The following is an 18,855-nucleotide window of genomic DNA, read 5'->3' as shown; positions in this document are numbered from 1 at the left end:
ACGGACGAGACCCGTCCGCGCCGCCAGCAACGCCGCAGGGGATAATGACGGAATGAGCAGTGCGCCCCCGTCGTCCCAGGTCATGGTCCGCACCGAGGGGAGCGTCGGCAGGCTCACGCTTGACAGGCCCAAGGCCATCAACGCGCTCGACCTCGGCATGATCCGAGACCTCGCCGCTGCGCTCGATCGCTGGGAGCATGACGCTGACGTGCAGATCGTGCTGCTCGACGGCGCCGGCGACCGGGGACTGTGCGCCGGGGGAGATGTGCGTGGCCTCTACGACCTCATCGTCGATGGGCGGGCAGACCAGACCGGCGAGTTCTTCCGGGCCGAGTACGCACTCAACGCGCGCATCGCCGAGTATCCGAAGCCGGTGGTCGTCTTCGCCGACGGCATCACGATGGGTGGTGGCATCGGCCTGGCCGGGCACGCCGCCGTCCGTGTCGTGACCGAGCGTTCGAAGCTCGCCATGCCCGAGACCCGCATCGGATTCACCCCCGATGTCGGCGGCACCTGGCTGCTCGCACATGCACCGGGCCGCCTGGGGGAGTACCTCGCGCTGACGGGGGCGACGATGGATGCCGCCGATGCGATCGCCACCGGATTCGCCGACCACATGGTGCCGTCGGATCGGCTCGACGACCTGCGCGACGCGCTCGTGACCCGCGCCGACCCGCAGACGCCGACCGAGCTCGTGCTGCTGTTCGACGAGACGCCCGAACCGTCGCGGCTCATCGCGCAGCGTGCGTGGATCGACGACGCGTTCGCCGCCGACTCCGTCGCCGAGATCATCGCCCGGCTCGACGCACGCAGCGAACCCGAGGCGCACGCCGCCGCCCAGACCCTGCGCGAGCTGTCGCCGACGGGTCTTGCCGTGACCCTCGCCGCCGTCCGCGCTGCCCGCGACCTGCCGAACCTGCGCGCCGCGCTCGAGCAGGAGTACGGCCTCGTCATGTGGTTCGCGACGAGCCGGCCCGACCTCGTCGAAGGGATCCGCGCGCAGCTGGTCGACAAGGATCGCAACCCGGCATGGCAGCCGGCATCCGTCGACGACCTGCCCGACGGACTCGGCGCCGAAGCGCTCGCCGCGACGCCCTCGACCCCGCTCTGGAGCTGACGCGTGTTCGACAGTCCCCTGTCGGCGTCGGCCTACGAGGTGCTCACCGTCGCGCCCGACGCCTCCGACGAGGAGCTGCGCCGCGCCTACCGGCTGCGGCTGCGTCAGACCCATCCCGACACCGGCGGTGACGCGGCGCTGTTCGTGCAGGTGCAACGGGCGTGGGAGCTCGTCGGCACGCCCGAGGCCCGTGCCGCCTACGACCGTGGGCACGGGTTCGGCGCATCGTACGAGCCCGACACCCCGCAGTGGCGCCCACCGCACGCGCCGAACGACACCCGCCCGCGCGCCCGCTCGTTCGGTCAGCCCGGCGGCTGGCGTCGCGAGCGGTACCTCACCCTCATGCGCGAGTGGAGCGGTCGCGGCACGACGCTCGAGAACCCCTACGACCCGGCGCTCGTGCGGCGTGCGCCCCGCGAGATTCGGCGGCTGCTGGCAGACGCGATCGCCGAGGAGGCGACGGCACGCATCGTCGGCGAACTCGGCATGGGCTACACGGTCTGGCACGACGTCGCCGTCGACCCCCGAGACCCCGACGCGAAGCTCGATCACATCGTGCTCGGCCCGAGCGGGCTCTACGGGCTGCTGTCAGAAGACGTCGGTGGGCCGATCCGGCTGCGCCGCGGTGAGATCATCGGCGACGGCGTCGACGGCACACCGGTGGCGACCCTCGTCGCACGCACTCGCGCGATGGCGCGCTTCGCCCGTGTGAAGTTCAGCGGTGTCATCGTCGTGGTGCCCGACGACGACATCGCCACGGCGATCGAAGAACTCGGCAAGGTCAAGGGTGTGCCGGTCGCGGTCGTCGCGCAGTCGGCGCTGTCGACCGTGTTGCGCCGCGGCGTCGCCGGCGCCCGCGACATCGGCGGCAACGAACTCTTCGACATCCGCACCCGTCTGCAGCAGGTCGTGCAGTTCGCCTGACCGGGCCTCCCCGCCGCCGCCACCCTCTTGCCGCCCCTGCCGTCCGGGTTGTGCACAACTGCGGGGATGCGGGGCGACACGCCGCCGCATCCGGTCGTCGGCCCGGCGTGTCGGGTGTCAGGCCCGCAGTTGTTCACGGGCTTGGACTATGGACACGGGCGGAGATGGGGTGACAGTGGGGTGGGGTCGGGTGACCCCGCCCGGGGTCACTAGGGTGGGACCATGGACCCCGCGGTGTGGACTTTCATCGTGCTGGGGCTGGCGATCTTCGCGTTCGTCAGCAACCGCGTGCCGCTCGCGGTGATCGCGGTCGGCGTCGTCCTGGCGCTGTGGGCGACGGGCACGCTCACCCTCGCGCAGGCGCTCGCCGGATTCGGCGATCCGACGGTGCTGTTCATCGCGTCCCTGTTCGTCGTGAGCGAGGCGCTGGATGCCACGGGCGTGACGGCCTGGGCGGGTCACCAGGTGATCAGCCGGGCCGGCACCGACCGGCGGCGGCTCACCGCCATCATCGCCCTGCTCGCCGCCGCACTGTCGGCGTTCATCAGCATCAACGGCGCCGTCGCGGCCCTGCTCCCCGTGGTCGTCGTGGTCGCCGTGCGTGCCGGCCTCGTCCCGTCGAAGCTGCTGATCCCGCTCGCCTTCGCCGCGAGCGCGGGGTCGCTGCTCACCCTCACCGGCACGCCCGTGAACATCGTCGTCTCGGATGCCGCCGCCGCGGCCGGCGGTCGCGCCTTCGGGTTCTTCGAGTTCGCCCTCGCCGGCATCCCGCTGGTCGCCCTCACGGTGCTGGTCGTCGTGCTGGGTGGCGACCGGCTGCTGCCGGACCGGGTGCCCGACCGGGTCGCCGACGTCGCGCCCGACCCCCGCGCGCACGCCCGCGCCCTGCGGGAGAGCTACGCGGTGAGCCTCGACACCGGGGTGCTGTTCGGCGCACGCGACGGCGCGGCCGAGGTGCTGGTCGCACCGCGCTCGGCCCTCATCGGCACCACCGTCTGCGCGGGCATGACCACCAGCGACGAGAGCATCGTCATCCTCGCGGTGCGCCGCGGCGCCGAGGCGCCCGACCCGGCGCATCCCGCCCGCGACATCGCCGGTGCCCTCACCCTGCAGGCCGGCGACGCCCTCCTCGTGCAGGGCCCCTGGGAGTCGCTCACCCGCTACACCGCCTCGCCCGACGTGATCGCCGTCACCTCGCCGCAGGCGCTGCAGCGGGCGGTCCCGCTCGGCCGCGGTGCCCGCCGAGCCCTCGTGATCCTCGGCGTCATGGTCGTGCTGCTGGCGACCGGGCTCGTGCCCCCGGCGGTGGCGGGACTGCTCGCCGCCGGTGCGCTGATCGTCACCCGCGTGCTGACGGTGCCGCAGACCTACCGCGCGATCTCGTGGACCACCGTCATCCTCATCGCCGGCATGATGGCACTGTCGGCCGCCTTCACCTCCACGGGAGCCGCGGACCTCGTCGCCGACGGCGTGCTCGCCCTCATCGGCCGCGCGTCGCCGCACCTCGCGCTGCTGGTGCTGTGCGTGCTGACGATGGTGCTCGGGCAGTTCATCTCCAATGTCGCCACCGTGCTGGTGGTCGCCCCCATCGCGGTGGCGATCGCCGCCACGCTGGACGTCAGCATCCAGCCGTTCATGATGGCCCTCACCGTCGCCGGGGCGGCGGCCTTCCTCACCCCGGTCGCCACGCCCGCCAACGTGATGGTCATGCAGCCCGGCGGCTACCGCTTCGGCGACTACTGGCGCCTCGGGGCCCCGCTCACGGTCGGGTTCCTCGCCGTCGCGGTGCTGTACGTGCCGGTGATTTGGCCTTTCTAGCCCCTGGCGCCGCGCGCTCGGGAGGAACTCTGCACTCGGGAGGCTGATCGCCGCCGCCGCGGCCCTCCCGAACGCCGTTCCCCTCCCGAACGCGCGCCGAACCGTGCGCTCGAAGGATGCCGGGAGCCGGCGCTCAACTGCACCCCGGCACTCACCCCAGCCCGAACAGCTCGAGCGGGTGGGTGAGTCGCCACCACCCGTCGGGGTCGGTGATCGTCGCCGTGAGCGCAAGCGGTGCCGTCTGCGCGTTCACCGGACCCTCGAATGACACGGTCCCGGCCGGGTCGCCGTCCTCGCGATCGGCCGCCGCCTCGCCCAGGTCGAGCGCAGGGGTGGATGCCGCAGACGCGCCGTTCCACGCGAGCACCGACACGTCTTCGGTGGTGACGATGTCTGCTGAGTCGCCCCAGAGGGTCGTCACAGAACCGGCGACCGTTCCCGCAGGAAGGGTGACCGGGGTCTCGGCTTCGGCGACGACCTCATCGAGCAGCCGCTCCGCTTCGTCGAAGCGGGCGTCGTTGCCGATCTGGCCGAGCACGACGGCGTAGACGGTGACGACCGCGTCGGTGGCGTCGATGTCGCGGGCCGCGAGCAGGTTGTAGTCGCCGTACAGGGTGCCGGTCTTGAGCCCCACCGCGCCGTCGTCGAGCAGTTCGTTCGTGTTCTCGACCTCGCCGGCGCCGGGCAGCTCCACCGATTCGGTGGCGACGATCTCGGCGAGTACCGGATTGTCGAGGGCGGCTTCGCCGAGGTCGATGAGCGCGGCAGGTGTCGCAACGTTCTCCTGGCTGATGCCACTCGGGTCGACCACGACGATGTCGTTCAGGCCGTTGGCGTCGAGCCACTCGGTCGCGGCGGCGGAGAACTCGGCATCCGTCGGCCAGGTGTCGGCGGTCAGCAGCTCGGCGTAGTTGCCCGCGGAGCCCATGAGCATGCCCTGCAGCAGCTGGTAGGTCGTGAGGGTGCCGTCGACGGGCACGTCGAGCGCCGACTCGCCGCGCGCAAGGTACTCCCAGTAGCGGTAGCGATCGGCCCACGTGATCTCGCGCTCGGGACCCTGCTCGCCAACCTCGAGCGGCGTCTCGTCGAGCACCATGAGTGCGGTCACGAGCTTCGTGATGCTCGCCATCGGCACGGCCTCGTCATCGGATGCCGCGACCGTCTCCAGCCCGTCGACCCCGACCGCGGCGCTGCCGTTCTCCGGCCAGCTGACGGCGGTCTCGGGTGCCGCCACGGTCGCGATCTCGGCCGCCGTCACGGTGGGCTGCACGTTGTGCAGCGGCCACAGCAGTGCTGCGCCGGTGTACGCGCAGGCCAGCACAAGCACCGTCGCGATCGGCACGAGGAAGAACGTGGGTGGGATCCGTCGTCGCGGCCGACGGGCCAGCAGGTCGGGCGCGCGTCCGCGAGCGGGCACGGTGGGCTGGGCGCCCGACATGATGCGTTCCTCGTCCACCCACGCGAGCGCCGTCGTGCCGGTCGAGGGGTTGCGAGGTGCGCCGTCGGGGTCGCGCGCATCATCCACGCGACAAAACTACCGTGACCGTCGGCGCTATACTCGACGCGACAACCACGGGAGTCCGGTGAGCCGGGCTGAGAGGAAGCGAACCACGCTTCGACCGTCGAACCTGATCCGGGTCATGCCGGCGCAGGGAGGAGTAGATATGCACGCGTCCGCGTCGTCCACCACCGTCCGTTCTGCCACCGCGAATCGCTTCGCGTGGCGCCCCGTCGACATCATCGTCGCGAGCGTCCTGGGTGTCGCGATCGGTCTGGTCTTCTCGGGCTGGAACACCGTCGGGTACGCCTGGTGGGGTGCGATGGATGCACTCACCCCGGGCCTCGGCGGCGTCGCGCTCGGCATCTGGCTGCTCGGCGGCGTCGTGGGCGGGCTCGTGATCCGCAAGCCCGGCGCGGCGCTGTTCGTCGAGCTCGTCGCGGCGACCGTCTCAGCGCTGCTCGGCAACCAGTGGGGCGTCGGCACGATCATGTCGGGCCTGGCGCAGGGGCTCGGCGCCGAACTGGTCTTCCTCGCCTTCTTCTACCGTCGCTTCACGCTGCCGGTCTCGATCCTCGCCGGTGTCGGCGCGGCACTCGGCGCAGTGGTGCTCGAGCTGTTCTACGGAACGACGCCGAACATCCTCAAGACCCTCGAATACAACCTCATCTACCTCGGCGTCGCGGTCGCCTCGGGCATCGTGCTCGCCGGCATCGTCGGCTGGCTGCTGGTTCGGGCGCTGGCGGCGACCGGCGCGCTGAGTCGCTTCGCCGCCGGACGCGAAGCCCGCACCGAGGTCTGAGCGTGCACCGTCCGACACGTGTCACGGCGTCGGGCTGGGGGTGGCGCTACGCCGGCCGGCGCGCCGCGGCCGTGACCGATGTGACCTTCACGATCGAGCCGGGTGAGCGTGTGCTGCTGCTCGGCGCCTCGGGTGCGGGCAAGTCGACGCTGCTCGCCGGTCTCGCAGGCCTGCTCGGCGGCGCCGACGAGGGGGAGACCACCGGCGAGATCCGCCTGGACGGCCAGGCGCCCGATGCCTGCCGCGGGCAGGTGGGCCTCGTGCTGCAAGACCCAGACGCCGGCGTCGTGCTGTCCACGGTCGGCGACGACGTCGCGTTCGGCTGCGAGAACTTGGGCGTCCCGCCGAGCGAGATCCCGAGCCGCGTCGCTGCCGCCCTCGACGCCGTCGGTCTTGACGTACCCCGCGATCGCCCGACGAAGCACCTCTCCGGCGGGCAGAAGCAGCGGCTCGCGATCGCCGGCATCCTCGCGATGCAGCCGGGACTTCTGCTGCTCGACGAGCCGACGGCGAACCTCGATCCGGCCGGTGTCGGCGAAGTCCGGCGCGCGGTCGAACGGGCAGTCGCCGGTCGAGGTGCGACCCTGATCGTGATCGAGCACCGCACCGACGTGTGGGTCGACCTCATGGACCGGGTCATCGTGCTGGATGCCGAGGGCGGACTGCTCGCGGACGGCCCGCCCGCCGAGGTCTTCACCTCGCACGGCGTCGCACTCGCCGCCGCGGGTGTGTGGGTGCCCGGTCGCGCCATCGACCTTCCGGCATTGCCGCGGGGTGGCGGTGGCAGCGATGTGCTCCGGGCGCGCGGGCTCGCCGTCTCGCGCGACGGGCGCAATGCGGTGCAGACTCGCCTCGGCCTGGCGGTGCCGAGCGGGGCCGCCACGGTCATCACCGGCGTGAACGGCAGTGGAAAGTCGACGCTCGCGCTGACGCTCGCCGGGCTGCTGCCGGAGCTTCGCGGCGTCGTCGAGGCCGCGCCGGCGCTCGCCGGTCGCAAGGGTCGTCGCCCGGCGAAGTGGACCTCACGCGAGCTCCTCAGTCGGATCGGCGTGGTCTTCCAAGACCCCGAGCACCAATTCCTGGCCAAGACGGTGCGCGACGAGCTCGCCGTCGGCCCGCGCGCTGCGGGCTTCGACTTGGCGCGGATGGCGATCGTTGACGAGCTGCTCGAGCGCCTGCACCTGGCACCATTGGCGCGCGCGAATCCGTTCACCCTCTCGGGGGGCCAGAAGCGGCGGCTGTCGGTAGGGACGGCGCTCGCGACGGCGCCGCCGGTCCTCGTCCTCGACGAGCCCACCTTCGGGCAGGACCGTCGCGGGTGGATCGAACTCGTGCAGCTGCTGCAGGAGCAGATCGCCGGCGGCGGCACGGTGATCGCCGTCACGCACGACGCCGACGTGGAGAGTCATCTGGGCGGCCACCGCATCGAGCTGTCGCTGCCGCACGCCGGGGAGGTCGCAGCATGAGCGTGCTGCAGCGCACCGAGCCGGCCGTCACCCGCACCGCGTGGCTCGACGGCGTGAACCCCGCCACCAGACTGCTGCTGGCCGTGCTGCTGTCGCTGCCGCTGTTCGCCTCGATCGACGTGGTCAGCGGCATCCTCGCGGTCGTGCTCCAACTGCTGTGCCTGCCGCTGACGGGCCTGCGCCTGTCGACGGTGCTGCGACGACTCCTGCCCGTGCTGCTGGTCGCACCGATCGCCGGGATGAGCGTGCTGCTGTACGGCAAGCCCGGCGGCGAGGTGTACTGGACGTTCGGGCTGGCTACGATCAGCGACGCCTCGATCGCGACTGCGGTGGCCGTCGGCATCCGGGTGCTCGCCCTCGCGGTGCCGACCGTGCTGCTGTTTGGTCGCGTCGACCCGAACGAGCTCGCGGCAGCGTTGGCGCAGATCGTGCGCCTGCCCACGAACTTCGTGTTGGGGGTGCTCGCCGGCACCCGCACGCTCGGGCTGTTCGTCGACGACTGGCGGTCGATGACCCTCGCACGTCGCGCGCGTGGCGTGGGCGATCGCGGCGCGCTGCGCAGGTTTTTCTCGATGGCGTTCGTGCTGCTGGTGTTCGCCGTGCGTCGCGGCACGAAACTGTCGATGGCGATGGAGGCCCGCGGGTTCGGGGCGCCGGGGGAGCGTACCTGGCTTCGCCGGTCACGGCTCACGTCGCGCGACGCCGTCGCCGTCGTCGGCGCGCTCGCGATCGTCGCCGTGGCCCTCGGTACCGCCGTCGCCGTCGGGTTGTTCCGCTTCGTCTGGTCCTGACGCCGCCGTCCCTGGAGCCGCCGTCCCCGGAGCCGCCGTCCCTGGAGTCGCCGTCCCTGGAGCCGCGGTCCCTGAAAAGGGGGACGCGTATCGTCGCTTCGAGCGCGCCGCGACGACAACATGCGTCCCCTTTTCCGCCAGCTCGTGCCGATGCCGCGGCAGCGGATCGTCGTCGTCGAACATCTGCGGGTAGCTCATGTCGCGTTCCAGAGGTCGCGGTAGAAGGAGAGGCGCTCCCGATCGGGCTCGACGCCGTATGCGGCGATGAGCTCGTCCTCCCAGCCGGGGCCGTAGTTCCACTCGGTGCTCATCGACGCGACCGCGATGTCGGCCCAGCGGTCGGCGACGCCCAACGCGCCGAGGTCGACGTGGGCGGACCACCGGCCGTCGTCGCCGACCAGCGTGTTGGGGCAGCACGCATCCCCGTGGCAAACGACGAGGCGGTCGATCGGCGGCGTCTCGTGCCGGCGCACGTCGACACGGATGCCGCGGGCTGCCGCGTTCCGGATGCGACCCGGTACGCCCCAATCGAACGGGCAGTCCGCGACGGGGAGCGCATCGTGCAGCGCCCGCAGCCCTTCGCCGACCGCGCGCACCGCGACGGCGGGCTCGGCGATCCAGCGCGGATCCACCGCAGAGCGTCCGTCGAGGGTCGCTGTCACGAGCCATTCGTGGGTCGCGTCGGCACCAGCATCCAGCACCTGCGGCACCCGTGTGAACCGGCCCGCCCACCGCAGCCGTTCCGCCTCGTCGGCCATCGAGGTCTCGGTGTTGCGGGGTCCGTATTTGATGTGCCGGCCGTCGTCGGCGCGAAAGGTCACGCCGCCGAGCTCGTTGCGCCACACCGGCGTGAGCGCCGCGCCGCCGGCGAGCGCCCGCACCGTCGCCGGGACGTCGAGATCGGCCGCCGGAATGCTCATGCGAGCGCCCGGAACCCATCGTCGGGGGCGGGCTCGTTGTACACGCGTCGCAGCCGGAGATCCATCCCGAACAGTCTGCCGCGCGCGAGCGGCCGCCGGTAGCCTGGACGCGTCCCGGTTCGCGACTGGCACGCAGTGCCGCGTATGGTGGGACGCAGGACCAGTTCGAAGGAGAACGCAATGGACATCGCAGGAGCGTCCGCCCTCGTCACGGGCGGTGCCAGCGGCCTGGGTCTCGCCACCGCGCGACGGCTCGCGGATGCCGGTGCGCACGTCGTGATCGTCGACCTGCCGACCTCGGCCGGCGCCGACATCGCCGCCGAGCTCGGCGGCACGTTCGCGCCCGCAGACGTGACCGACGCTGACCAGGTCGCCGCCGCCGTGCAGGCAGCCACCGCGGCCGGTCCGCTGCGTGTCGTCGTCAACTGCGCCGGCATCGCCCCGCCCGCAAAGGTGCTCGACCGTGACGGCACCCCGTCGCCGCTCGCCGGGTTCGAGAAGATCATCCGCATCAACCTCATCGGCACCTACAACGTCATCGCACAGGCCTCCGCCGCCATCGCGCAGACCGAGCCGACGGCATCCGGCGACCGCGGTGTCATCATCAACACCGCCTCCGTCGCCGCGTTCGACGGACAGATCGGCCAGCCCGCCTACTCGGCCAGCAAGGGTGGCGTGCACGCCATGACACTGCCGATCGCCCGCGAACTGGCCCGCTACGGCATCCGCGTCTGCACGATCGCCCCCGGCATCATGGAGACCCCCATGCTCGCGGGGCTCCCCGAAGCGGCGCAGGCCTCCCTCGGCGAGCAGGTGCCCTACCCGGCACGCCTCGGCCGCCCCGACGAGTACGCGTCGCTGGCCCTGCACATCATCGACAACGGCTACCTCAACGGCGAGACGATCCGCATGGACGGCGCAATCCGCATGGCCCCGAAGTAAGGAACCCATGAGCGACACGATCCTGCTGCAGCGCGACGGCGCCCTCGCGCGGCTCACCTTCAACCGTCCCGCGTTCCTGAACGCGATGGACTTCGAGATGGGCACCCGCTGGCGCGACCTCGCGCACGAGCTGACCGCCGACCCTTCCGTCGGAGCGATCATCCTGGATGCCGCGGGCCCCGCGTTCTGCGCCGGCGGCGACGTCGTCGCGATGGCCTCGTCGGGTGCCGGTGGCGACGCGATCACCGAGATGGCGCACACGATCCACGACGGCATCCGCACGTTCGTCACCTCCGACAAGCCGATCGTCGCGGCCGTGCAGGGCGCGGTCGCCGGCGGTGGCCTCGGGCTCATGCTCGCCGCCGACTACATCGTCGCCGCGCCGCAGGCGAAGTTCGTCAGCAAGTACGCCAACATCGGCCTCACCCCCGACCTCGGCGTCTCGACCCTGCTGCCCGCCGCAATCGGGGAGCGCCGTGCGCTGCGGATGCTGCTGCAAGACGTCACGATCGACGCCGACACCGCGCTGGACTGGGGGCTCGTCAACGAGGTCTCCGACGACCCCGCCGCGCGCACCGCAGAGGTCGCCGCGTTCTGGCTCGAGAACGCGACCGCCGCATTCGGGCAGGCCAAGCGCCTCGTCCGCACCGGCGCCGAACGCTCCTTCGCCGACAACCTCGCCGACGAGGCGCGCACGATCGGCGCCGCCTTCGGCACCGACGCGTCGAAGGTGCGCGTCGCCGCTTTCGCCGCGGCATCCCGCAAGTCCGCCCGCTGACCCCCTACGTCCAACCTGGAGGCACCATGTCCCTCGCCGGCAAGACCATCCTGATGTCGGGCGGCAGCCGCGGCATCGGCCTCGCGATCGCCCTGCGCGCCGCGCGCGACGGCGCCAACGTCGCGCTGCTCGCCAAGACCGACACCCCGCACCCGAAGCTCGAGGGCACCGTGCAGTCCGCGGCCGAGCAGATCCGCGCGGCCGGTGGTCAGGCGCTGCCGATCGTCGGCGACGTGCGCAACGACGACGACATCACCGAGGCCGTGCTGACGACCCAGGGTGAGTTCGGTGGCATCGACATCGTCGTCAACAACGCCTCCGTCATCGACCTGTCGGGTTCGCTCGACCTCGCCGCGAAGAAGTACGACCTCATGCAGGACGTCAACGTGCGTGGCACGTTCATGCTCTCGCGGGCTGCCGCGCCGATCCTGAAGGATGCCGAGAACCCCCACATCCTCTCCCTCTCGCCGCCGTTGAACCTCTCGCCGAAGTGGCTCGGTGCGCACACCGGCTACACGATGGCGAAGTACGGCATGTCGATGGCGACGCTCGGCATGGCCGCCGAATTCGCGAAGGACGGCATCGCGGCCAACACGCTGTGGCCGGCGACGACCATCGCGACCGCCGCCGTGCAGTTCGCGCTCGGCGGCGACCGGATGATGAAGGTCAGCCGCACGCCCGAGATCTACGCCGACGCCGCCTACCAGGTGCTGCTGCAGCCGGCCGCGTCGTACACCGGCCAGACGCTCATCGTCGAGGACGTGCTGGCGGCCTCCGGCGTCACCGACTTCTCGGGCTACGCCGCGACCCCGGGCACCCCCGACAACGAGCTGTACCCCGACATCTTTTTGGACTGATCACCCGCGCGCGTACTCGCTGATCACGACACCCGACTCGAACGTGCGGGTGCGCTCGTGCGCGAACGGCACGACCCGATAGGGGTGGTGACCGAACAGCGGGATGCCGGTGCCGAACGCCATCGGGTTGCGCTTGATGACGAGTTCGTCGATTTCGTCGATGAGCTGACCGGCGAGATCGCCACCGCCCGCCAGGTAGATGTCGAGGCCGTCCTCCGCCTTCAGTGCCCGCACGGTCGTGAGGGGATCGTCGGTGAGCTCGATCTCGTCGGGCACGTCGCGCGCGGAACGGCTCGCGATCACCTGGCGCAGATGTGCGTAGGGGCTGGGGAAGCCGGCATCCAGGCCCGGCAGATAGGTGTTCCAGCCCATGACGACGGTGTCGAACCGCTGCGGGGTGTCGGGCAGCCCGACCGCCTTTCGGAACTCGCTCGGGATGGCGTCGCCGAACTCCCCGAACAGCACCGTGGCGTGGTCGCCCTCGGCGAGGAACGCGTCGAACTGGTGCCCGGGGCCGGCGATGAAGCCGTCGAGGCTGACGGCGACGTAGTAGACGAGCTTTCGCATGGACTCTCCCATTCACGACAGATGTAGTGGTTCTTGAGAGTACAACATGTGTCGTGGTTATGCCATGGTGGCGGTATGGCGAAGAACGACGACCGGCGTACCGCGCTCGCCGATGCCGGGCTGCGGGTGCTCGCGACCGAGGGTGCTCGCGGGCTCACCCACCGGGCAGTGGATGCCGCGGCCGACGTCCCGAAGGGCACGGCGTCGAACTACTTCGCCTCACGCGATGCGCTGATCGACGCCCTCGTCACGCGTATCGGTGAGCGGCTGACGCCCGATCCCGCCGTGCACGCCGCCCTCGCCGAGCGTTCGCCAGACCGCGCCCTGTTCGCCGACTACACCCGCGACATCGTGCGCCGACTGCTCGCGGCGCCCGACGTCACGCTCGCGCTCATCGAACTGCGGCTCGAAGCAGCCCGCCGCCCCGCCGTCGCCGAGCGACTGGGCGCGTGGTTCCGGGCCGGTTTCGCCGCCGACGTCGCCTTCAATGCCGCGGCCGGGCTGCCCGGCGGGGCCGACGAGATCGCTCTGCTCCACTACGCGATCGACGGTCTCGTGCTCGATGCCCTGACCGTGCGCATCGACCCGGACCGCGACATCGAGGCGGCCGCCGACGCCCTCGTCGAACGACTCCTGCCGCGCTGAAGGCGCCTACTGCACGATCGGCGCCCGGATGACGTACACCGACGCGTCGCCGGTCCACCAGAAGCCGAGCCGTTCGTCGACGGTCATGCCCTCGGGTCGTTCGGCTTCGGGGATGAGCTCATACGGCAGTGTCGCGACGAGGGCGCTCTCACCGCGCAGCACCGCGACGACGCACCGCCCGCGCGCATCGCCGTCGCGTTCGATGACGATGCACTGCTCCGGCTGCAGGGCGCCGTCGGCATCCGCAATCCACACGTTCCAGCCGTACAGCGTCGCGAGGTGTCGGGCGACCCTGATCTCGCCGCTCGTCGGAAATCTCGGCACGAGCGCACCGTCCGCAACGTCGACGTCTTGCCAGCCGTGTTCGACGGGTATGCGCTGCAGCACCTCGCCGCCGGAGTGGGCGAGACTGTAGGCCTCGCGCGTCGTGGTCTCGGTGAGCGTGCCGGATGCCGTGTCGACGAGTCTCAGCACGAAGAACCCGATGGCGACCGCGAGGACGACGGCGACGATCGCAGTCCACACGGCACGGCGACGACGCTTCGGCGAGGACCGCAGCGGAGACGGGGCGGAAGCGGCCTGCGCGTCGACGGATTCGGTGGGCTTGGGCTCGGGCTCCGGTACGGGTGGCGGTTCAGCGAAGACCTCCGGCGGTTCAGTGAAGTCGGCCGCGGGTCGCGCAAGCGTCCGCGCAGCCGCGGCGACGGCTTCGCGCTCCCGGTGGGCCATCTCTTCGAGCGCACGCAGGCGCGCGACATCGGCCGCGGTCAGCGCCGCGTCGTCGGCGTAGGCACGGCGGCGAAGCTCGTCGAGCTCAGCCTGCTCCGCGGCGTGCATGGCGCCACGGTACCGCCCGCGCGCTCAGCCGTCGATGAGGCCGAGGCGCACGAAAGCGTTCCAGACGCCGTCGTCGAGGACGGCCGTCGTGACCATGTCGGCGCGCTCCCGCAGCGCAGGGTCGGCCTGCCCCATCGCGACCGATGTGCCCACGACGTCGAACATCTCGCGGTCGTTCCAGCTGTCGCCGATGCCGATCGTGTCGGCGGCGTCGGCCCCCAGGTGGGTGAGCATCCCGCGAATGCCACTGCCCTTGTCGGTGCCGAGCACACTGATCTCGCCGTTGGAGCCGCCGGGGAGCGGCATGCTTCCGGGGATCACGAGGTAACGGTCGCCGAGGTCGCGCTGGGCGATGTCGAGGCTGTCGGAGGCGGTGCTGATGAAGACGGCTTTCGCGACGGCGTCGAGGTCGGCCTCCTCGACGGGCCGGTACTTCGCGTCGAGCACGGCGACCGCGACGTCGTCGGTGATGCCGAGCTTCTGCATGTCGGCGGCGTGCTGCGCACGGCGATGGGCCAAGAAGTCGGCGGCGAACGCGCGGATGCCCGCGCTGGCGAACACGGCCTCGTGCGTCTGCAAGAAGTAGTGCAGGCCGTGCTGCCCGAAGTAGGCGACCAGATGCTCGGCGGCATCCCTCGGCATGGGTTTCGACACGACGAGGTCGTCGCCGTCGGTCGCGAACGCCCCGCCGTTGGTGATCGCGCCGTCGACGCCGATCGCCCGCACGTCGGGGTGGATGTCGCCGTCGGCGCGCCCCGTGCACAGATACACGCGGTGCCCCGCCGCGCGGGCCGAGCGGATGGCCGCCACGGTCGAAGGCGCGATGACCGAGCCGTGCTCGAGGATCGTCCCGTCGACGTCGATGAACACGATGCGCTGCGCGAATGCCGGTGAACTCACGCATCCATCCTCCCCCGCCGCGGCTGTGCGCTGACCGGCCAAGAGAGGACGCGTGCTGTCGCATCAGGCACGGCGACACGGCAACACGCGTCCCGTATTCGCCGCGCCGCGGCTCGGCATCCGCCCAGCGGTGGGGCTCTACCCTGGATGCATGACCGAATCCACTCCCGTGCGCGCCACCAAGCCGCGCCAGGCGCGCCCCGCCACGGCGCCCGCGGCCTCGAGCGCGCCGCAGGTGCGCCCTCGGACTGAGGGGTGGACGCAGGCGAAGGATGCCGAGGGGCGTCCGCTGCTGCAATTCGCGAGCCCGAAGCGCGGCAAGCCGCCGGTGCACCTGGCCGACCTGACGTCGGAACAGCGCGTCGAGAAGGTGAAGGAGCTCGGGATGCCGGGGTTCCGCGCCAAGCAGCTCGAGAAGCACTGGTTCACGCACTACACCGACGACCCGGCCACGATGACCGACCTGCCCGCCGCCGGTCGTGAGGAGCTCGTTGCGGGCCTGCTGCCGCCGCTGCTCACCGAGGTGCGGCGCCTGGAGACCGACCGCGGCGACACGATCAAGTTCCTGTGGAAGCTGCACGACGGCGCGCTCGTCGAGTCGGTGCTCATGCGCTACACGGGCCGCATCACACTGTGCGTGTCGAGCCAGGCCGGCTGCGGCATGAACTGTCCGTTCTGCGCCACCGGCCAGGCGGGCCTCACCCGCAACATGTCGGCCGCCGAGATCGTCGCGCAGGTCATCGCCGCCAACCGCCTCATCCGCGACGGCGGCTTGAAGGATCCGCGCAAGGTCGGTCACGCCGATGAGCGCGTCACGAACATCGTGTTCATGGGCATGGGTGAGCCGCTCGCGAACTACGCCCGCCTCATGCAGGCCGTCCGCGTCATGGTCGACAAGGACCACGGCATCGGCATGAGCGCGCGCGGCATCACGGTCTCGACGGTGGGTCTCGTGCCGGCGATCCGCAAGCTCGCCGACGAAGAGATCCCGGTGACGTTCGCGCTGTCGCTGCATGCACCCGACGACACGCTGCGCGACGAGCTCATTCCGGTGAACTCGCGCTGGAAGGTCGACGAGGCGCTCGATGCCGCCCGTGCGTACTTCGACAAGACCGGCCGCCGGGTGTCGATCGAGTACGCCCTCATCAAAGACATGAACGACCACGCCTGGCGCGCCGACCTGCTCGCAGACAAGCTCAATGCGCGCGGCCGTGGCTGGGTGCACGTCAACCCGATTCCGCTGAACCCGACACCGGGGTCGATCTGGACGGCCTCCGAGGTCGACGTGCAGAACGAGTTCGTCCGCAGGCTCAACGACGCCGGCATCCCGACGACCCTCCGCGACACCCGCGGCAAAGAGATCGACGGCGCCTGCGGCCAGCTCGTGGCGACCGAAGAGGATGCCGCCGCCGCGACCGCGATGCCTCTTCCCTGAGGCGGCCCCGGGTCGTTCGCCCGCCGGTAGCGTTGAGACATGGTCAACTATCGCTACCTCGGCAACAGCGGCTTCAAGGTCTCGGAGATCACCTACGGCAACTGGGTGACCCACGCGTCGCAGGTCGACGACTCGGCCGCGATCGCGACCGTGCACAAGGCGCTCGACCTCGGCATCACGACCTTCGACACCGCCGACACGTACGCGAACACGGCGGCTGAGGTCGTGCTCGGCAAGGCCCTCGACGGGCAGCCGCGCGAATCGCTCGAGATCTTCACGAAGGTCTACTGGCCGATCGGTCGCAAGGGTCCGAACGACGTGGGACTGAGCCGCAAGCACATCTTCGACGGCATCCACGGGTCGCTCAAGCGGCTGAACGTCGACTACGTCGACCTGTACCAGGCGCACCGCTACGACTACGAGACCCCGATCGAAGAGACGATGCAGGCGTTCGCCGACATCGTGCGACAGGGCAAGGCGCTCTACATCGGTGTGAGCGAGTGGACCGCCGAGCAGCTGCGCGAGGGCCACGCGCTCGCCAAGGAGCTCGGCGTGCAGCTCGTGTCGAACCAGCCCCAGTACTCGGCCCTGTGGCGGGTCATCGAGGGCACCGTCGTGCCCACCTCGCAGGCGCTCGGCATTTCACAGATCGTGTGGTCGCCGATGGCGCAGGGCGTGCTCAGCGGCAAGTACCTGCCCGGTCAGCCCGTGCCTGCGGGCTCGCGCGCGACCGACGACAAGAGCGGCGCGAACTTCATCAAGCGCTTCATGGAAGACGACGTGCTCACGGCCGTGCAGAAGCTCACGCCGATCGCCGCTGAGGCCGGGCTCTCGATGCCGCAGCTCGCGATCGCCTGGGTGCTGCAGAACCCGAACGTCGCTGCCGCGCTCGTCGGCGCCTCGCGCCCCGAGCAGCTCGAAGACAACGTGAAGGCCTCCGGCGTCGTGCTCGACGCCGACACGATGGCCGCGATCGATGCAGCCCTGTCGCCGGTGGCGGTCACCGACCCGCAAGAGACCTACAAGGTCTCGCCGGCGGCGCGTCCCGCCTGAGCCGGTGATGTCATGGGGGTGACGAGCGCCGGCATCCTGCTGTTCCGTCTTGCGGACGGCAACGTCGAGGTGCTCGTCGCCCACATGGGCGGCCCGTTCTGGGCGTCGAAGGATGCCGGGGCGTGGTCGATCCCGAAGGGCGAGCTCGACGCTGACGACGAGGGCGCACTGGATGCCGCCAAGCGAGAGTTCACCGAAGAACTCGGCCTCACGCCGCCCGATGTCGACTACGCCGAGCTCGGCACGTTCGCCTACTCGTCGGGCAAGCGGGTGACGGTCTTCGTCGCCGATGGCGCCGGGTTCACGGTCGACGGGGCCACGTTCGGCGAGTTCGAGATGGAGTGGCCGCCGCGCTCTGGCACGCGACAGTCGTTCCCCGAGGTCGACCGCGTCGAATGGATGCCGCTCGCCGACGCCCGCGAATGCCTCGTCGCCGGCCAACGTCCAGCCCTGGATCGCCTCGCCGAGCACCTCGACGCAGTGACCGGCTGAGGCTCCGCGTCAGCGCTTCTTCGACGGTGCCGCGGAGACGTCGAGCACGGGATGGGTGCCGCCCAGCGACGACCAGGCGCTCTCCTTACCGGCCGCGGCGTGCTCGGAGGCGCGGACGGCGCGCTCGTCGGCCCACTCGTTGAGCACGTGGCCACGGTGACCGCGGACGTGCTCGAGCACGACATCCGGCATCCCCGCCTCGCGGCGGGCGTCGCGCACCTCGATGAGCTGCTCGAGGATCTCGCGGTTCTTCGTGGGGGAGCCGGTCGAGGTCTTCCAGCCGCGGCGACGGTGCCCGTCCATCCACGACTGGTAGGTGTCGATCGCGTACTTCGAGTCGGCCTGCACGATCAGTTCTTCGACGTCGCGGTGGTCGTCGATCGCGTGCAGCAGTCCGAGCAGTTCGCCGATGTTGTTCGTGCCGCTCGGCAGCGAACCCGCCGCCCACTGGCCGTCTTCGCCGACCCAGGCCCAGCCGGCCGGCCCGGGGTTGCCCTTGCAGGCGCCGTCAGTTGCCACGACATAGCGATCCGTCACCCTCCGACGCTACCCGCTCGACGGGCACCATTCATCGCCGTCCCCGTTGTGCGTGTCGGAGGGGAGGGTGAGACTGGGCGCACAACCGGAAGGAGCGCACCATGGCGCACGGAGACATCACCCACATCGACATCCCGGTCAGCGACTTCGGACGCGCGACGGAGTTCTATTCGAGCCTGTTCGGGTGGCAGATCGCCGAGATCCCCGGCTTCGAGGGCTACCCGATGTGGCAGGCCCCAAACAAGATCTCCGGCGGCGGGCTCGCACCCCGCAGCGACGGCTTCACCCACCCGCGCTCGTACGTCGAGGTCGACTCGATCGACGACACCGTCGCGAAGGCCACGGCGGCCGGTGCCGAGGTGCTGATGGAGAAGTCGCCGATCACCGAGACGAGTTGGTGGGCGGTCATCAGCGACCACGACGGCAATCCGATCGGGCTGTACGAGGGGACGACCGACCCCGAGGGCGCCTGACGC

Annotated in this window: 20 protein-coding genes and 1 riboswitch; of the genes, 14 read left to right on the top strand and 6 right to left on the bottom strand. The window is 70.9% G+C overall.

What is annotated here, in order from left to right; genetic code table 11:
* The first annotated feature begins 52 nt into the window (after window positions 1-52).
* The 3 genes from ACSF8R_RS06510 (at window position 53) to ACSF8R_RS06500 (ending at window position 3,859) form a co-directional block, all read left to right on the top strand.
* Window positions 53-1,117: an enoyl-CoA hydratase/isomerase family protein gene (locus ACSF8R_RS06510; RefSeq protein WP_434811051.1), complete on the top strand. Its 1,065-nt coding sequence runs from the start codon at window positions 53-55 to the stop codon at window positions 1,115-1,117.
* Between the two features lie 3 nt (window positions 1,118-1,120).
* Entirely contained in the window at window positions 1,121-2,041 is a 921-nt protein-coding gene (locus ACSF8R_RS06505) for a DnaJ domain-containing protein (protein ID WP_434811050.1), read from the top strand.
* A gap of 222 nt (window positions 2,042-2,263) precedes the next feature.
* Window positions 2,264-3,859, top strand: a complete 1,596-nt coding sequence (locus ACSF8R_RS06500) for an SLC13 family permease (protein ID WP_434811049.1) — start codon at window positions 2,264-2,266, stop codon at window positions 3,857-3,859.
* Between the two features lie 151 nt (window positions 3,860-4,010).
* On the opposite strand, the gene ACSF8R_RS06495 is transcribed toward ACSF8R_RS06500, so the two are convergent.
* The gene (locus ACSF8R_RS06495; RefSeq protein ID WP_434811048.1) at window positions 4,011-5,384 is read right to left on the bottom strand and encodes a D-alanyl-D-alanine carboxypeptidase family protein; all 1,374 of its coding nucleotides are present in this window, start codon (window positions 5,382-5,384) and stop codon (window positions 4,011-4,013) included.
* 37 nt (window positions 5,385-5,421) lie between these two features.
* Window positions 5,422-5,533: riboswitch (TPP riboswitch) on the top strand.
* Here ACSF8R_RS06495 and ACSF8R_RS06490 point away from each other — a divergent pair.
* From ACSF8R_RS06490 to ACSF8R_RS06480, 3 genes are all read left to right on the top strand, one after another.
* Complete coding sequence (locus ACSF8R_RS06490) at window positions 5,524-6,159, top strand: ECF transporter S component (RefSeq protein ID WP_434811047.1); 636 nt, start codon at window positions 5,524-5,526, stop codon at window positions 6,157-6,159. Its footprint overlaps the riboswitch before it by 10 nt.
* Before the next feature lie 2 nt (window positions 6,160-6,161).
* Complete coding sequence (locus tag ACSF8R_RS06485; protein ID WP_434811046.1) at window positions 6,162-7,625, top strand: ABC transporter ATP-binding protein; 1,464 nt, start codon at window positions 6,162-6,164, stop codon at window positions 7,623-7,625.
* On the top strand, window positions 7,622-8,416 hold the full coding sequence (locus ACSF8R_RS06480) for an energy-coupling factor transporter transmembrane component T family protein (RefSeq protein WP_434811045.1): 795 nt from the start codon (window positions 7,622-7,624) through the stop codon (window positions 8,414-8,416). The genes ACSF8R_RS06485 and ACSF8R_RS06480 overlap by 4 nt, the downstream gene beginning before the upstream one ends.
* A gap of 194 nt (window positions 8,417-8,610) precedes the next feature.
* On the opposite strand, the gene ACSF8R_RS06475 is transcribed toward ACSF8R_RS06480, so the two are convergent.
* Window positions 8,611-9,336, bottom strand: a complete 726-nt coding sequence (locus ACSF8R_RS06475; protein ID WP_434811044.1) for a phosphotransferase — start codon at window positions 9,334-9,336, stop codon at window positions 8,611-8,613.
* A 180-nt stretch (window positions 9,337-9,516) separates the two neighbouring features.
* Here ACSF8R_RS06475 and ACSF8R_RS06470 point away from each other — a divergent pair, with 180 nt between their 5' ends.
* From ACSF8R_RS06470 to ACSF8R_RS06460, 3 genes are read left to right on the top strand one after another with little or no spacing between them, the layout of a single operon-like run.
* Window positions 9,517-10,278 carry an SDR family NAD(P)-dependent oxidoreductase gene (locus ACSF8R_RS06470; RefSeq protein WP_434811043.1) on the top strand — a complete coding sequence of 254 codons (762 nt, stop codon included), beginning with the start codon at window positions 9,517-9,519 and terminating at the stop codon, window positions 10,276-10,278.
* Window positions 10,279-10,285: 7 nt separating this feature from the next.
* The gene (locus tag ACSF8R_RS06465) at window positions 10,286-11,056 is read left to right on the top strand and encodes an enoyl-CoA hydratase/isomerase family protein (RefSeq protein ID WP_434811042.1); all 771 of its coding nucleotides are present in this window, start codon (window positions 10,286-10,288) and stop codon (window positions 11,054-11,056) included.
* Between the two features lie 26 nt (window positions 11,057-11,082).
* A complete protein-coding gene (locus ACSF8R_RS06460) occupies window positions 11,083-11,913 on the top strand; it encodes an SDR family oxidoreductase (RefSeq protein WP_434811041.1) in 831 nt (276 codons plus the stop codon).
* Here ACSF8R_RS06460 and ACSF8R_RS06455 read toward each other — a convergent pair whose 3' ends face one another.
* Window positions 11,914-12,480: a dihydrofolate reductase family protein gene (locus ACSF8R_RS06455; protein WP_434811040.1), complete on the bottom strand. Its 567-nt coding sequence runs from the start codon at window positions 12,478-12,480 to the stop codon at window positions 11,914-11,916.
* A 75-nt stretch (window positions 12,481-12,555) separates the two neighbouring features.
* On the opposite strand from ACSF8R_RS06455, the gene ACSF8R_RS06450 reads away from it, so the two are divergent.
* A complete protein-coding gene (locus tag ACSF8R_RS06450; RefSeq protein ID WP_434811039.1) occupies window positions 12,556-13,125 on the top strand; it encodes a TetR/AcrR family transcriptional regulator in 570 nt (189 codons plus the stop codon).
* A gap of 6 nt (window positions 13,126-13,131) precedes the next feature.
* Here ACSF8R_RS06450 and ACSF8R_RS06445 read toward each other — a convergent pair whose 3' ends face one another.
* Window positions 13,132-13,962: a hypothetical protein gene (locus tag ACSF8R_RS06445; RefSeq protein ID WP_434811038.1), complete on the bottom strand. Its 831-nt coding sequence runs from the start codon at window positions 13,960-13,962 to the stop codon at window positions 13,132-13,134.
* Window positions 13,963-13,986: 24 nt separating this feature from the next.
* Window positions 13,987-14,862 carry a Cof-type HAD-IIB family hydrolase gene (locus tag ACSF8R_RS06440; protein ID WP_434811037.1) on the bottom strand — a complete coding sequence of 292 codons (876 nt, stop codon included), beginning with the start codon at window positions 14,860-14,862 and terminating at the stop codon, window positions 13,987-13,989.
* A 151-nt stretch (window positions 14,863-15,013) separates the two neighbouring features.
* Here ACSF8R_RS06440 and rlmN point away from each other — a divergent pair, with 151 nt between their 5' ends.
* Genes rlmN through ACSF8R_RS06425 form a run of 3 tightly spaced genes read left to right on the top strand, consistent with a single transcriptional unit; the run spans window position 15,014 to window position 17,842 of the window.
* Window positions 15,014-16,297: a 23S rRNA (adenine(2503)-C(2))-methyltransferase RlmN gene (gene rlmN / locus ACSF8R_RS06435; RefSeq protein WP_434811036.1), complete on the top strand. Its 1,284-nt coding sequence runs from the start codon at window positions 15,014-15,016 to the stop codon at window positions 16,295-16,297.
* Between the two features lie 39 nt (window positions 16,298-16,336).
* Entirely contained in the window at window positions 16,337-17,350 is a 1,014-nt protein-coding gene (locus tag ACSF8R_RS06430; RefSeq protein ID WP_434811035.1) for an aldo/keto reductase family protein, read from the top strand.
* Between the two features lie 12 nt (window positions 17,351-17,362).
* Window positions 17,363-17,842, top strand: coding sequence for an NUDIX domain-containing protein (locus ACSF8R_RS06425; protein WP_434811034.1), 480 nt, complete (start codon window positions 17,363-17,365; stop codon window positions 17,840-17,842).
* Window positions 17,843-17,851: 9 nt separating this feature from the next.
* Here the strand turns inward: ACSF8R_RS06425 and ACSF8R_RS06420 are convergent, their stop codons facing one another.
* A complete protein-coding gene (locus tag ACSF8R_RS06420) occupies window positions 17,852-18,379 on the bottom strand; it encodes a ribonuclease H family protein (RefSeq protein WP_434811033.1) in 528 nt (175 codons plus the stop codon).
* A gap of 101 nt (window positions 18,380-18,480) precedes the next feature.
* Here ACSF8R_RS06420 and ACSF8R_RS06415 point away from each other — a divergent pair, with 101 nt between their 5' ends.
* Window positions 18,481-18,852, top strand: coding sequence for a VOC family protein (locus ACSF8R_RS06415; RefSeq protein ID WP_434811032.1), 372 nt, complete (start codon window positions 18,481-18,483; stop codon window positions 18,850-18,852).
* Window positions 18,853-18,855: the final 3 nt, after the last annotated feature.

It is taken from the genome of Microbacterium sp. bgisy189, assembly GCF_965345345.1.
Taxonomy (GTDB): domain Bacteria; phylum Actinomycetota; class Actinomycetes; order Actinomycetales; family Microbacteriaceae; genus Microbacterium.
This window is presented reverse-complemented; position numbering and strand designations above follow the sequence as displayed.